The sequence below is a fragment of the Streptomyces sp. NPDC059828 genome (assembly GCF_042731955.1).
Classification (GTDB): domain Bacteria; phylum Actinomycetota; class Actinomycetes; order Streptomycetales; family Streptomycetaceae; genus Streptomyces.
This window is the reverse complement of the sequence record NZ_JBHWIW010000004.1, coordinates 191701-205057: the sequence shown is the minus strand read 5'-3', so window position 1 is coordinate 205057 and position 13357 is coordinate 191701. Positions and strand designations below refer to the sequence as shown.

General features: G+C 69.3%; 12 protein-coding genes and 1 tRNA gene. 8 read left to right on the top strand and 5 right to left on the bottom strand.

Going from position 1 to position 13357, the window contains the following annotated elements; all coding sequences use genetic code 11:
- The first annotated feature begins 79 nt into the window (after positions 1-79).
- The 8 genes from ACFV6V_RS04240 to ACFV6V_RS04205 all read left to right on the top strand — a co-directional run bounded on the left by ACFV6V_RS04240 (position 80) and on the right by ACFV6V_RS04205 (position 9139).
- Positions 80-826: a DUF1775 domain-containing protein gene (locus ACFV6V_RS04240; RefSeq protein WP_385558804.1), complete on the top strand. Its 747-nt coding sequence runs from the start codon at positions 80-82 to the stop codon at positions 824-826.
- Between the two features lie 44 nt (positions 827-870).
- On the top strand, positions 871-1554 hold the full coding sequence (locus ACFV6V_RS04235; protein WP_385558802.1) for an SCO family protein: 684 nt from the start codon (positions 871-873) through the stop codon (positions 1552-1554).
- Entirely contained in the window at positions 1551-2015 is a 465-nt protein-coding gene (locus ACFV6V_RS04230) for a copper chaperone PCu(A)C (protein ID WP_385558799.1), read from the top strand. The genes ACFV6V_RS04235 and ACFV6V_RS04230 overlap by 4 nt, the downstream gene beginning before the upstream one ends.
- A gap of 36 nt (positions 2016-2051) precedes the next feature.
- On the top strand, positions 2052-4079 hold the full coding sequence (locus ACFV6V_RS04225; protein WP_385558797.1) for a copper resistance protein CopC: 2028 nt from the start codon (positions 2052-2054) through the stop codon (positions 4077-4079).
- Positions 4080-4087: 8 nt separating this feature from the next.
- Positions 4088-5362, top strand: a complete 1275-nt coding sequence (efeB, locus tag ACFV6V_RS04220; RefSeq protein ID WP_385558794.1) for an iron uptake transporter deferrochelatase/peroxidase subunit — start codon at positions 4088-4090, stop codon at positions 5360-5362.
- Positions 5363-5405: 43 nt separating this feature from the next.
- Entirely contained in the window at positions 5406-6347 is a 942-nt protein-coding gene (pheA, locus tag ACFV6V_RS04215) for a prephenate dehydratase (RefSeq protein WP_385558791.1), read from the top strand.
- A 705-nt stretch (positions 6348-7052) separates the two neighbouring features.
- Positions 7053-8330 (top strand): serine--tRNA ligase, encoded by a 1278-nt coding sequence (gene serS / locus ACFV6V_RS04210; RefSeq protein ID WP_385558789.1) that lies wholly within the window; start codon positions 7053-7055, stop codon positions 8328-8330.
- Entirely contained in the window at positions 8327-9139 is an 813-nt protein-coding gene (locus ACFV6V_RS04205; RefSeq protein WP_385558786.1) for a Cof-type HAD-IIB family hydrolase, read from the top strand. The genes serS and ACFV6V_RS04205 overlap by 4 nt, the downstream gene beginning before the upstream one ends.
- A 29-nt stretch (positions 9140-9168) precedes the next feature.
- Here the strand turns inward: ACFV6V_RS04205 and ACFV6V_RS04200 are convergent.
- The 5 genes from ACFV6V_RS04200 to ACFV6V_RS04180 all read right to left on the bottom strand — a co-directional run bounded on the left by ACFV6V_RS04200 (position 9169) and on the right by ACFV6V_RS04180 (position 13144).
- Positions 9169-9272 (bottom strand) — tRNA-OTHER (locus ACFV6V_RS04200).
- Positions 9273-9575: 303 nt separating this feature from the next.
- Positions 9576-10295, bottom strand: coding sequence for an ABC transporter permease subunit (locus ACFV6V_RS04195; RefSeq protein ID WP_385558784.1), 720 nt, complete (start codon positions 10293-10295; stop codon positions 9576-9578).
- A 14-nt stretch (positions 10296-10309) separates the two neighbouring features.
- Positions 10310-11221, bottom strand: a complete 912-nt coding sequence (locus ACFV6V_RS04190; protein ID WP_385558782.1) for an ABC transporter ATP-binding protein — start codon at positions 11219-11221, stop codon at positions 10310-10312.
- Positions 11222-11270: 49 nt separating this feature from the next.
- The gene (locus tag ACFV6V_RS04185; RefSeq protein WP_385558781.1) at positions 11271-12182 is read right to left on the bottom strand and encodes an ABC transporter permease; all 912 of its coding nucleotides are present in this window, start codon (positions 12180-12182) and stop codon (positions 11271-11273) included.
- On the bottom strand, positions 12179-13144 hold the full coding sequence (locus ACFV6V_RS04180; protein WP_385558900.1) for an ABC transporter ATP-binding protein: 966 nt from the start codon (positions 13142-13144) through the stop codon (positions 12179-12181). The genes ACFV6V_RS04185 and ACFV6V_RS04180 overlap by 4 nt, the downstream gene beginning before the upstream one ends.
- Positions 13145-13357: the final 213 nt, after the last annotated feature.

Genomic DNA, 13357 nt, shown 5'->3' with positions numbered 1-13357 from the left:
AGTGGTGCCGCAGCGTCCGCGCGTACCCGCGTACGGACCGATCACCTTTCAGCTTCTGCTCCGTGGAGTGTCCTTCACCATGAACGCCCTGTCTCGTCTCACCGTCGCCGCCGGTATCGCCGCCTCCTCCGTGCTGCTGCTCTCCGTCCCCGCCTTCGCCCACGTCAGCGTGCAGCCGCAGGGCGAGGCGGCCAAGGGCGGCTACGCCACGGTCAACTTCAAGGTCCCCAACGAGCGCGACAACGCCTCCACGGTGAAGCTCGAGGTCACCCTCCCCACCGAGCACCCGCTGTCCTCCGTGATGCCGCAGGCCGTACCCGGCTGGAAGGTCGAGACGACCAAGAGCAAGCTCGCCAAGCCGCTCTCCGTGCACGGCAAGCAGATCACCGAGGCCGTCACCAAGATCACCTGGACCGCCGACGGCGGCAAGATCGAGCCCGGGCGCTTCCAGCAGTTCCCGGTCTCGCTCGGCCAGCTGCCCGAGGACACCGAATCGCTGGTCTTCAAGGCCCTCCAGACGTACGACAACAAGGAGGTCGTGCGCTGGATCGAGGAGCCGAAGGAAGGCGCGGCCGAGCCGGAGAACCCCGCGCCGGTGCTCACCCTGTCCGCCGCGACGGGTGACCACCACGGTGGTGGCGCCGCGAGCGACGACAAGAACGCCAAGACCGGGCATGACGCCGGGCACGGTGATGACACCTCCGAGGCGGCTGCCGACTCGGCGGGCAGCGACACCACCGCCCGTGTCCTGGCCGTCGTGGGCATCGCGGTCGGCGTCGCGGGGGTCGCGTTCGGCGTGCTGGCCGGCCGCCGCCGCGCCTCCTGACCCGAGTACCGGCACCCGTCACGTCACCACTGGGACATTCCTCCATGCACACCACGCACACCACACACACGAAGAAGCTGACGGCCGTCGCCCTGGCGGTGGCCGCCGCCCTGGCACTCTCGGCCTGCGGCCCCACCGACGACCCGGCACCGGCCGGAGGCAACGGCTTCGGCGATGTCTCCGCCCAGCCGAAGACCAAGGCGGCGACGGTGCTCGACCGCCCCTTCGCGAAGCCCGACCTCGTCCTGAAGGACACCAAGGGCAGGACCTACGACTTCCGCGCGCAGACCAAGGGCAAGCCGACGCTCGTCTACTTCGGCTACACCCACTGCCCGGATGTGTGTCCGCTGACGATGAGCAACATCGCCATCGCCAAGAAGAAGCTGCCCAAGGCCGACCAGGACAAGCTCCAGGTCGTCTTCGTCACCACCGATCCCGAACGGGACACCTCGGCCGAGCTCGCCAAGTGGCTGCCGTCGGCCGGCGACGCCTCGTTCGTCGGCCTGACCGGTGACTTCCCCACCATCCAGGCGGGGGCACGGCAGCTCGGCATCGGTATCGACCCGCCGAAGAAGGAGAAGGACGGCTCCGTCGTCTCCATGCACGGAGCGCAGGTGATCGCCTTCTCCCCGAAGACCGACCAGGGCTACGTCCTGTACGGGGAGGACACCAGCGCCGACGACTACGCCAAGGACCTGCCGAAACTCATCAAGGGGGAGCAGCCGTGAACCGCCGCAGCGCTGCCGCCCTCACCGCGGCCATCGCCGTCACGACGAGCGGCGTGGCGCTGACGGGGTGCTCGTCCGGCTCCGGGTCGGGCGGTCCTGACATAAAGGTCAGCGGGGCGTTCATGCCCCAGCCCGTCGGGGACATGGCCTCCGGGTTCCTCACCGTCGCCAACAGCGGTGGTGAGGGGGACAAGCTCACCTCGGTCACCAGCGAGATAGCCGACGAGGTGACCATCCACGAGACCAAGGACCAGAAGATGCAGCGGGTGACGTCCTTCGACGTCCCCGCGAACGGCGAGCTGAACCTCGAACGCGGCGCGAGTCACATGATGTTCATGGGTCTCAAGCGACAGCTGAAGGCAGGCGACAACGTGTCCGTGGAGCTGCACTTCGAGAAGTCCGGCCAGGTCAAGGTTGAGCTTCCGGTCAAGGAAGCCACGTACAACCCGAAGCACCACTGACGCACTGACGCAACTGATGCACCGAGGGAACACACCATGACGGCCACCGCCCCGCGCTTCGGGACCCTGGGCACCCCCCTGGTCCGGCTGCTGCTCGTCACCGCCGCCCTGCTCGGCACCCTGCTCGCGGGCGCCACGCCGGCGAGCGCCCATGCCGCGCTGACCGGGAGCAACCCGAAGGACGGGGCGGTGCTCGCCACCGCGCCCAGGGACGTCACGCTCACCTTCTCCGAGCAGGTCGCCATGGGGAACGACTCGATCCGGGTGCTCGACCCCAAGAGCAAGCGGGTCGACACCGCCCAGTTGCGCGATCTGTCCAGCGGGGCCGTCGTCCAGTACGGCGTCTCCCTTCAGCCCGGCAGCCTGGCGAAGGGCACCTACACCGTGGCCTGGCAGGCGGTGTCGGCAGACAGCCATCCGGTCGCGGGCGCCTTCACCTTCTCCATCGGCGCCCCCTCGCAGACCGCGGTCACTCTGCCGAAGCAGCAAGCGGGGGGCGGGCTCGTCGGGACGCTCTACGGGATCGCGCGGTACGTGGCCTACGGGGGCTTCATCGTGCTCGCGGGCGGCGCGGCGTTCATCCTCGCCTGCTGGCGGAAGGGCGCGGGCGAACGGCCGTTGCAGCGGCTGATCGTGCGGGGCTGGGTGACGCTCGTCGCGGCGACGCTGGCCATGCTGCTGCTGCGCAACCCCTACACCGGATCGGGAGAGCTGGCCGACGCGCTCGATCTGAGCGGTCTCAAGGCGGTCCTGGAGACCAAGACCGGGGCGGCGCTGGTTTCCCGGCTGCTGCTGCTCGGAGCGGCGGCACTGTTCCTGGCCGTGCTGTTCGGGGCGTACGCGAGGCGCGGCACAGAAACGGACCAGGCCGAGCAGCCGGGCCGAACGGACAAGGGTGAGAGCGACCTCGCCTTCGGGCTCGGCATCGGCGGCACGGTCGTCGCGGCCGGGATCGCGGGCAGCTGGGCGCTCTCCGAGCACGCCTCGACCGGCCTCCAGCCGGGCATCGCGATGCCGGTGGACGTGCTCCACATGCTGGCCGTCGCCGCCTGGCTCGGCGGCCTGGTGGCGGTGGTGGTGGCCCTGTACCGGACCCCATCGCTGGACCGTGGCGCGGTGCTCCGCTTCTCACGGCTCGCCTTCGTCTCGGTGATCGTCCTGACGCTGACGGGGTTGTACCAGTCCTGGCGCCAGGTCGGCTCCTGGTCTGCCCTGACCGGGACCTCGTACGGACAACTGCTGCTGATCAAGGTGGGCTTGGTGGCCGTGCTCGTGGGGGTCGCGGCGATCTCCCGCCGCTGGACGACGCGGCTCGCGGAAAGCAGCACGCCCGAGGACGAGGAGCGCGAGGGGGACAAGGAGGACAGGCAGGGCGAGAGCGAGGGCGAGGGCGAGGGCGAGGGCGAGGGCGAGAAAAAGCACGAGAGCGAGGCCAGGACCGAGCCCAGGACCGGGGACGAGCCGGAGCCGGAGACAGTCGCCCCCGAGCGGGCCGCCCAACTCTCCCGCCAGCAGGTCGCACTGGCGACCGCCCGGCGCAAGCGGCTCAGGGACGCGGACCCCTCGCGCACCGGACTGCGGCGCTCGGTGCTGGCCGAGGCGGGCGTCGCCGTCGTCCTCCTCGCCGTCACGACCGTACTGACGTCCACCGAACCGGGGCGCACGGCAGAGAGCGCGGCAAAGGCCAACGGCTCCCAGTCGTCAGCCGAGACAGCCCCCAGCAAGCCGGTCGACTTCACCCTGAACTTCGATACAGGCGGCGAGAACGGCAAGGGCACGGTCCACATGAACGTCACCCCCGGCCGCTCCGGCGCCAACGGGCTGCGGATCCAGGTGAACGGCCCTGATGGGCGCCCTCTGGACGTTCCCGAAGTGAAGGTCTCCTTCACGCTCAAGGACCAGGCGATCGGGCCCCTCCCGGCCCGCCTCGACCGTGCCGCGCCCGGCCGGTGGGGTGCCGACAACATCCAGATCCCGCTGCCGGGCGAGTGGCAGATCCTGCTCACCGTGCGGACGTCCGACATCGACCAGACGTCCGTCGAGAAGAACGTGAAGATCGGCTGACGAGGGTCATGAACGACGGCACCACCCAGGACACCGCAAACAGCCCCAGCGGCATCTCGCGGCGGCGGCTGCTCGGCACGGCGGGCGCGGCCGGGGCCGCAGGCCTCGCGCTCGGGGGCGTCGCCGGCGCCGCGACCCATGCCGCCGCGGCCGGTGAGGCGCCGACCCCGCTGGCCGCGGTCGGCTCCGCGTCCGTACGTTTCCACGCCACCGGCTCCTTCGGGCCCCAGGCGGGCATCACCACCCCCCTCTCTTCCCGCGGCCATCTCATCGCCTTCGACCTCGCCCCGGGCGCGGGACGCAAGGAAGCCGCCGCGCTGATGCGCCGCTGGTCCACGACGACGGCCCTGCTGATGGCGGGAAAACCCACGGGCGAGGGCGACACGGGCGTCGCCCTGGACGCGGGCCCCTCCTCGCTCACGATCACGTTCGGCTTCGGCCGCAGCTTCTTCGACCGCACCGGTCTGACCGCGCAGCGCCCGGCCGAGCTGGACCCGCTGCCGCCCTTCTCATCCGACCGGCTCGACACCCGGCGCTCGGACGGGGACCTGTGGGTGCAGATCGGCGCCGATGACGCGCTGGTCGCCTTCCACGCCCTGCGGGCGATCCAGAAGGACGCGGGCGAGGCGGCGAGGCCACGCTGGCAGATGAACGGCTTCAACCGCTCGCCCGGCGCCACCGCGCAGCCCATGACGGCCCGCAATCTGATGGGCCAGGTCGACGGCACCCGTAACCCGAAGCCGACGGACCAGGACTTCAACCAGCGGATCTTCGTACCGGCCGAGGGCACGCCCGCGTGGATGGCGGGCGGTTCGTACGCGGTGGTCCGCAGGATCCGGATGCTCCTCGACGACTGGGAGCGGCTGTCCCCGACGGCACAGGAGCGGGTGATCGGCCGGCGCAAGGCGGACGGCGCCCCCCTGACGGGCGGCGGTGAGACCACCGAACTCGCACTCGACAAGACGGGCCCCGACGGGAAGCTGATCATCCCCGACAACGCCCACGCCAGGATCTCCGCCCCCGAGCAGAACGGCGGCGCGGCCATGCTGAGACGCCCCTTCTCCTTCCACGACGGCATCGCCGCCGACGGGACCCCCGACGCCGGGCTGCTGTTCGTCTGCTGGCAGGCGGACCCTCTGAAGGGCTTCGTCCCGGTGCAGCGCAAGCTGGACCGCGGCGACGCGCTGTCCCCGTTCATCCGGCACGAGGCGAGCGGGCTGTTCGCCGTGCCGGGCGGGCCGAAGGAGGGCGAGTACGTGGGGCAGCGGCTTCTCGAGGCGTGATCACGGACGCGGCGGAGCGTGCGAGCGCACTAGGGTGACGGGTATGTCCGCCACGCGCTACACCTATCTCGGTCCCGAGGGCACCTTCACCGAGGCGGCCCTGCGCACCCTCCCCGAGGCAGCGACCCGGGAGCTCGTCCCGATGGTGTCCGTACCGGCCGCGCTCGACGCCGTACGCAGCGGGGAGGCCGCTGCCGCGTTCGTGCCGATCGAGAACTCGGTGGAAGGCGGGGTCACCGCGACCCTCGACGAGCTGGTGTCGGGCGAACCGCTGATGATCTACCGCGAGGTGCTGTTGCCGATCACGTTCGCGCTGCTGGTGCGGCCCGGCACCAAGCTGTCCGACGTGAAGACGGTGACCGGACATCCGGTCGCCCAGCCGCAGGTGCGGAACTGGCTGCGGGCCCATCTCCCCGATGCCCTGTGGGAGTCGGCAGCGTCCAACGCGGACGGTGCACGGCTGGTGCAGGAGGGGCGTTTCGACGCCGCCTTCGCGGGGGAGTTCGCGGCGGCCACGTACGGGCTCGAGCCGCTGGTCACCGAGATCCACGACGCCGAGAACGCGGAGACCCGCTTCGTACTGGTCGGACGGCCCGCGAGGCCGGCCGCACCGACCGGGGCCGACAAGACCTCGGTGGTCATCTGGCAGCGCGACGACCACCCGGGTGCCCTGCTCGAGCTGCTCCAGCAGTTCGCGGTCCGCGGGGTGAACCTGATGCTGCTGCAGTCACGGCCGACGGGCGCGGGCATCGGGAACTACTGCTTCTCGATCGATGCCGAGGGCCACATCTCGGACCGCAGGGTCGGCGAGGCGCTGATGGGGCTGAAGCGGATCTGCCCGAAGGTGCGGTTTCTCGGGTCGTACCCGCAGGCCGGTGTGTCGCCACCGGTCCCCCGGGGAGAGACGCTTCGCCCGGGGCCGTCGGACGCGGAGTTCGTCGATGCCGCGGAATGGCTGGCACGCTGCCAGGACGGCCGCGCGTAGGCCTTCCCGTAATCAGGTGGGGCCGCCCTCTTTCCCGTAACCCAGAGTTTCCTTTGGACGGGTCCCGGGTGCCCCGCTGTGCCGTCGCCGGCTGGTTGCGGTGCTCCCCCGGCCCTTGCTCTTCCTACTGTCCGTGACCCCGGACAGAGTTATCCACAGGGGGCCTCCCGACCTGGGGACAAGTCGATATGAGCCGATCGCCATAGTCGACAAATCGCTCTTGTCGCCTCACATGCATCCACAGCGCATCCCGGCGACCTCGCCGCATCAAGCCCCTTGATCATCTCAAGAGATCCAGGAATTCCCACTCGAAAGAGTGCATGAAACAGGTTTGAAAGAAGCTTCGCCTCAAACTTGATGACCCTTGAACCCGACGGAGACTCACTCCGGAACGATCTCCTCCATAATCCACAGACACCGGGGGCACCCTGTGGATAACTCAGCCAGAGCACCCCACCCTGTGGACAACCGGAGCTCCATACCCCCGTCCCGCCGCCTCCGAGCCTCGGGGGAGTCAAGCACGCAGCCCGGCCCGCACCCTTACGAAGTCCGGAATGCCGTTCATCGACCGATGCCGTTCCGGATTCACCGGCGGTTTCCTCATATCCGGCATTTTCAATCATCTCTGGCAATTAGGGCAAAAGTGACACGCATGCGATAACAACTGGGTGGGGAGGCGGTAGTCCACACCGGTAGCCTGGTGGGGTGATTGACCTTCGCCTGCTCCGTGAGGACCCCGACCGTGTTCGCGCCTCCCAGCGTGCCCGTGGAGAGGACGTCGGCATCGTCGACGCCCTGCTCTCAGCCGATGAGCGGCGCAGGTCGTCCGGCATCCGCTTCGACGAACTCCGCTCCGAACAGAAGTCGCTCGGCAAGCTCATCCCCAAGGCATCGCCCGACGAGCGCGCGGAGCTGCTGAAGAAGGCCGAGCAGCTGAAGACCGACGTCAAGGCCGCGGAGGCGGAGCAGAACGAGGCCGACGAGGAGACCCGTCGGCTGGCTCTCCAGCTCGGCAATCTGGTCCACCCGGACGTGCCGGTCGGCGGCGAGGAGGACTTCGTCGTCCTGGAGACGCACGGCACGATCCGCGACTTCGCCGCCGAGGGCTTCGAGCCCAAGGACCACCTGGAGCTCGGCGAGGCGCTGGGCGCCATCGACGTCGAGCGCGGTGCGAAGGTCTCGGGCTCGCGCTTCTACTACCTGACCGGTGTCGGCGCCCTGCTGGAGCTCGCGCTGGTCAACGCGGCGATCGCCCAGGCCACCGAGGCCGGCTTCATCCCGATGCTGACCCCGGCGCTGGTCCGCCCGCGTGCCATGGAGGGCACCGGTTTCCTCGGCCAGGCCGCGGAGAACGTGTACCACCTGGAGAAGGACGACTTCTATCTGGTGGGCACCTCCGAGGTCCCGCTCGCGGCGTACCACATGGACGAGATCATCGACGCCGACAAGCTGCCGCTGCGGTACGCGGGCTTCTCTCCCTGCTTCCGGCGTGAGGCCGGCACGTACGGCAAGGACACCCGTGGCATCTTCCGCGTCCACCAGTTCGACAAGGTCGAGATGTTCACCTACGTCGACCCTGACGACGCCGAGAACGAGCACAAGCGGCTCCTGGAGTGGGAGAAGCAGTGGCTGAACGCCCTGGAGCTGCCGTTCCAGGTGATCGACGTGGCCTCCGGCGATCTGGGCTCGTCCGCCTCGCGTAAGTACGACTGCGAGGCGTGGATCCCCACTCAGGGCAAGTACCGCGAGCTGACCTCCGCGTCCAACTGCGACGGCTTCCAGGCCCGTCGGCTGTCGGTGCGTGTGCGGGACGGCAAGCAGGTCAAGCCGCTCGCGACGCTGAACGGCACGCTGTGCGCCGTGCCGCGCACGATCGTGGCGATCCTGGAGAACCACCAGCTCGCGGACGGTTCGGTGCGGGTGCCCGAGATGCTGCGGCCCTACCTCGGCGGCCGTGAGGTCCTGGAGCCGGTCGGCAAGTGAGCTCCAGCCCTCTTCCCTACCGTCTGATAGCCACGGACCTCGACGGGACCCTGCTGCGCTCCGACGGGACGGTTTCCGGGCGTACGCGCGAAGCGCTCGCCGCCGCCACGGCGGCGGGCGCGGCGCATATCGTCGTCACGGGCCGAGCCGTGCCCTGGACTCGGCACATACTGGACGATCTGGGCTACCAAGGTCTTGCGGTCTGCGGCCAGGGAGCCCAGGTCTACCACGCGGGTGAGCACCGGCTGCTGACTTCCGTGACCATGGACCGGCAGCTCGCCGGGATCGCCGTCGCCAAGCTCGAGGCGGAGGTGGGGCCGCTCGCGCTCGCCGTGAGCCGGGACGGCCTGGACGGCAAGGTGGTGCTGGGGCCCGGCTATGAGTTCCAGGGCTATGAGCTTCCGGTCGTGGCCGCCACCGATCTGGCCGAGCTCTGGTCGGCGCCGCTCACCAAGCTCTATCTCCAGCATCCGGCGCTCGACGACGACACGCTCACGCGGATCGCCCGTGAGACGGTGGGCGGTCTGGTCGATGTGGTGCTGGCGGGGGCGGGGATCGTCGAGATGCTGCCCCTGGGGCTCACCAAGGCGACAGGGCTTTCGCTGGCCGCGCGCCGACTGGGTGTGAAGGCCGCGCAGACGATCGCTTTCGGGGACATGCCCAATGACATCCCGATGCTCGCCTGGTCGGCGCATGGTGTGGCGATGGCCAACGCCCATGACGAACTCAAGGCGGTGGCACGGGAGATCACCGCGTCGAACGACCATGACGGCATCGCTGTGGTGATCGAGGAGCTGCTGGCCGGCTGAGTTCGGCCGTGGGCTGGGTGAATGTGTTGCGGAGGATGCGCGGATCGAACGCGCGCGGGGGATGACCCCGACCTCGGCTCGCTTCTGACCGGAACCAGCGCGAGCCGGTGCCTTACCACTCGGCCAATCCTCCGGGAGGGCGGCCCGCGCTCTCGCGCGCTCGAAGCGGCCACCCGGGCAGTGTGCGGGCGGCTCTACGGAGTCCGATGAATTACTCCGAAGCCTGCCGCGCGCTGCCCTGTAGGGAGCTTGGCGGACTCGTACTCTCGGTCATCGCCGCGCTCCTCCCCGGTCTCGGTGCGTCGTCACGTTCCGCATCGCACTTCTGTGCGATGCCTCAACCACTCTGCCGTGCGGGACAGTTCGACGCCACCGAATTACGCCGAGGCCCCCCGGAATCGGAAGATTCCGGGGGCCTCGACGCATATCGCTCGTGTCACTCGTCTCCGGCCAGGGTCAGTGTCCGCAGCTTCTGCCCCGCGTACACCGTCGCCAGCAGCGTCACGCCCACCAGCAGCGACACGGCCACGGGCATGCCCACGTCCGAGGCGATCATCCCCTCGGGGCCGATCTTCTCGGCGAGGGCCAGTGACCACTGCTGGACACTGAGCGTCTTCGCACCCGACACCAGGCTGCCGAACAGCGTCTCCCACACCAGGGCGTAGACGAGTCCGATCACCACGGCATGCCGGCTGAGCGTGCCGAGAAGCAGGAAGAGCGCGCTGTACGCGATCGAGGCGACCAGGGCCGCGACTGTGTACGCCGTCGCGATCTGCTGTCCGTTTCCGTTCAGGATGAGGCCCGCAAGCAGCGTGGGGACGGCGGAGAAGGCCATCGTCACGGCGATCGCCACGATCAGCTTGGTGGTGATGATCGTCGGGCGTTTCACGGGCTTGGCGAGCAGATAGACGATCGAACCGTCGTCGATCTCCGGCCCGATCGCGCCCGTCCCGGCGATCACACCGATCAGCGGCACCATCGTGGCGATGGCGAAACCGCCCAGCACATCGGAGGCGATCTGGTCATCCACTCCGTTGAATGCCCTGACCATGACGGCGATCAGCAGCAGCAGTCCGGGCAGTACGAAGAGGACCGCGGCTCGGCGGCGGCCGAGGAGGGCCCGGTAGGTGAGCCGGGCGACGGTGGGGTTGTACATGTCGATGGCTCCTTTCAGGCCGCTACGAGGTACGAGAAGACCGATTCGAGGGACTCGTCCGACGGCGAGACCGTGAGCAGCCGGATGGAGTGCTCGCGGGCGACCCGCGGGAGGAGTTCGGTGAACCTGCCGAAGTCGATCGCCTGGATCCGCAACGCGCCTTCGCGCAGGTCCACTTCGATGCCCGCCGTCGACGGGTCGGCGATCAGCGCGGCGGCGAGCGCCCGGTCGTCGCTGGAGCGGACCAGATAGCGGTGCGGCCGGTCCGTCATCAGGCGCCGGATCTTGCGGAAGTCGCCGCTCGCGGCGTGCCGTCCGGCCACGATGACCTCGATGTGCGAGGCGAGTTGTTCCACCTCCTCCAGGATGTGCGAGGAGAACAGGACCGTACGGCCCTCGGCGCCCATCCGCCGCAGCAGGTCCATCAGCTGCATCCGCTGGCGCGGGTCCATGCCGTTGAACGGCTCGTCGAGGAGCAGCACGCTGGGCTGGTGCACCAGGGCGGAGGCCATCTTGACCCGCTGGCGCATGCCCTTGCTGTAGGTCGCGATCTTGCGGTCCTGCGCGTACTCCATCTCGACCGTCGCCAGCGCCTGCTGGGCCTCCTTGGCGCCGAGTCCGTGCAACTCGGCGTTGGCGACGACGAATTCCTGGCCGGTGAGGAAGTCGTACATGGCCTCGCGCTCGGGCACGACGCCGATCTGCCGGTAGACCGTCTCATTGCGCCAGATCGGCTGCCCGTCGAGGGTGACGGTGCCCGTGGAGGGGGCGAGGAAACCACCCATCATGTTGATGAGCGTGGACTTGCCCGCGCCGTTGGGGCCGAGGAGTCCGGTGACTCCCGGACCGATCTCCATGGTCACGTCGTTGACGGCGACGACGTTGCCGAACCAGCGAGAGGTGTGGTCGATGGAGAGAGTACTCATGGGCGCAGCCCATTCTTTAGAGGGGTGGTGGCGGGTGACGGGTGGGCGCTCACAGCCCGACCTTTCGGTAGCGGCGCATCAGTACGGCGTAGGAACCGAGGATCAGCGCGAGGACGACCAGCAGATAGACCGCCCCGGCACCGGTGCCGGGCCCCTGGCCACTGGGGAAGGCGGTGGTCGCGCCGAGGAAGGCGGTCTGCACTCCGTCGATGAGCGTGATGGGCGAGAACAGCCCCAGCCACTGCACCGCGTCGGTGGATCCGGTCTCGCCTGCGATGACCTGGACCGTGGACACCGCACCGTAGGAGAGGGTCAGGGTGGCGATGACGGCAGCGACGCCGAAGCCGCGGCGGGGTGTGAGGGCCGCCATGACGAGACCCAGACCGCCGAACAGCAGCGACAGCAGGGCCACGGACACCAGGCCCTGGGCCAGTCCCTTGGTCTGGTCGGCGAAGTCCATCTTCGCGAGCAGCGACCCGATGTAGAGGATCAGCAGCGGCACACCGGTGAGGACGAACAACGCCGATGCCATGGCACCGTACTTGGCGAGCACGTAGTCCACGCGCTCGATCGGCCGCGAGAAGTAGAGCGGCACCGTCTTGAACCGCAGGTCGCGGGAGACGGACTGCGGCGCCTGCGCGGCCAGGAAGAGGCCGATCACGGCCTGCATGGTGATCGCGTAGCGCGTGTAGTCGAGCGGCAGATCCGTCATCTTGGTGGCGACCGCTACGGCGACGATGATCGCCGCGGGTACGCACATCACCGCGAAGAGGATCATCGGCAGCACTTTGGACTTGGCGCTGCGGCCGAGTCCGTACGCGCCGCGCAGCGACTGCGAGTAGAGCGAGCGGCGGGCGTAGGCGCGGCCCAGCCGGGCGCCGCCGTAGTTGCGGTAGCCGATGTTGTGGATGCGTGTCGTGTCGCGACGGTCGTCCACGGTGCGGGGTGTCGGGGTGCTCATCGCGCCGGGACCTCCATGGGCTGGGCCACTGCCTGCGGGCGGAAGACCTCCGCGATGTGGTGGCGGCGCTGTTCCATCCGTACGAGTCCGAGGCCGAGTGCGGCGACGGTGTCGCGGACGATGTCGTAGGTCTCCTCGCCGGTCGCTTCCAGCAGGAGGATGTGGCCGGCGCCCGGCAGGCCCTCCTCGACCCCGGCGTGCAGGGTGATGCCCGCGGCCGTCAGGGCCTTGCGGAGCGCCGCCGCGCCGTCGGGGTGGGCGTCGCTGTCGGTGACCTCGACCGCGAGGGTGGTCGTGGACTGGGTGAAGTCGCTGGTGGAGCTGGAGCGCAGCAGGGTGCCGCCGTCCACGACCACCACGTGGTCGCAGGTGCGCTCGAGCTCGCCCAGCAGATGGGAGGTCACCAGCACGGAGATGCCGAAGTCGGTGTAGACACGGCGGATCAGGCCGAGCATCTCGTCACGGCCGACCGGGTCGAGGCCGTTGGTCGGCTCGTCGAGCAGCACGAGCTGGGGATCGTGCACCAGTGCCTGGGCCAGCTTGACCCGCTGCTTCATGCCCGTCGAATAGCCGCCGATCGGGCGGTAGCGCTCCTCGTAGAGGCCGACATGGCGCAGGGTGTCGGCGGTGCGCTCACGGGCGGCGGTCGGCGGGAGTCCGGACATGCGCGCCATATGGACGACGAACTCCGTGGCGGAGACGTCCGGCGGCAGGCAGTCGTGCTCGGGCATGTAGCCCACGCGCTCGCGGATGGCGGCGCCGGAGGTGGCGACGTCCAGGCCGAGCACCTCTGCGCGGCCTTCCGTGGCGGGGGACAGACCCAGCAGGATCTTGATCAGTGTGGACTTGCCGGCCCCGTTGGCACCCACCAGTCCGGTCACACCGGGCCCGATGTCCAGGGAGAGCCGGTCAAGCGCGGTCACCCGGGGGAACCGCTTGCTCAGGCTTTCGGTCACGATCACAGTCACACTTCGACCGTAGTGGCGCAGCACACAGCCCGCGTCAGCCCTGACGGTTGTTCCGCATCAGACTCGAGGCGTACGGACCCGTAGGGGCCCCAGCGCCGAAGGAGGAGACGAACGCAGACGAACGCAGACGACCGGGGGCGACCAGGGACGTCGCCCGGGTATCACCCCGGGGTTGTCCACAGGCTTGCGCACTGCCCTTGACGCAGC

What these genes read in the sequence shown, in the direction of transcription:
- ACFV6V_RS04240 (WP_385558804.1), top strand. Translation starts at nt 80, where the DNA reads ATGAACGCCCTGTCTCGTCTCACCGTCGCCGCCGGTATCGCCGCCTCC.
- ACFV6V_RS04235 (WP_385558802.1), top strand. Translation starts at nt 871, where the DNA reads ATGCACACCACGCACACCACACACACGAAGAAGCTGACGGCCGTCGCC.
- ACFV6V_RS04225 (WP_385558797.1), top strand. Translation starts at nt 2,052, where the DNA reads ATGACGGCCACCGCCCCGCGCTTCGGGACCCTGGGCACCCCCCTGGTC.
- efeB (WP_385558794.1), top strand. Translation starts at nt 4,088, where the DNA reads ATGAACGACGGCACCACCCAGGACACCGCAAACAGCCCCAGCGGCATC.
- pheA (WP_385558791.1), top strand. Translation starts at nt 5,406, where the DNA reads ATGTCCGCCACGCGCTACACCTATCTCGGTCCCGAGGGCACCTTCACC.
- ACFV6V_RS04195 (WP_385558784.1), bottom strand. Translation starts at nt 10,295, where the DNA reads ATGTACAACCCCACCGTCGCCCGGCTCACCTACCGGGCCCTCCTCGGC.
- ACFV6V_RS04190 (WP_385558782.1), bottom strand. Translation starts at nt 11,221, where the DNA reads ATGAGTACTCTCTCCATCGACCACACCTCTCGCTGGTTCGGCAACGTC.
- ACFV6V_RS04185 (WP_385558781.1), bottom strand. Translation starts at nt 12,182, where the DNA reads ATGAGCACCCCGACACCCCGCACCGTGGACGACCGTCGCGACACGACA.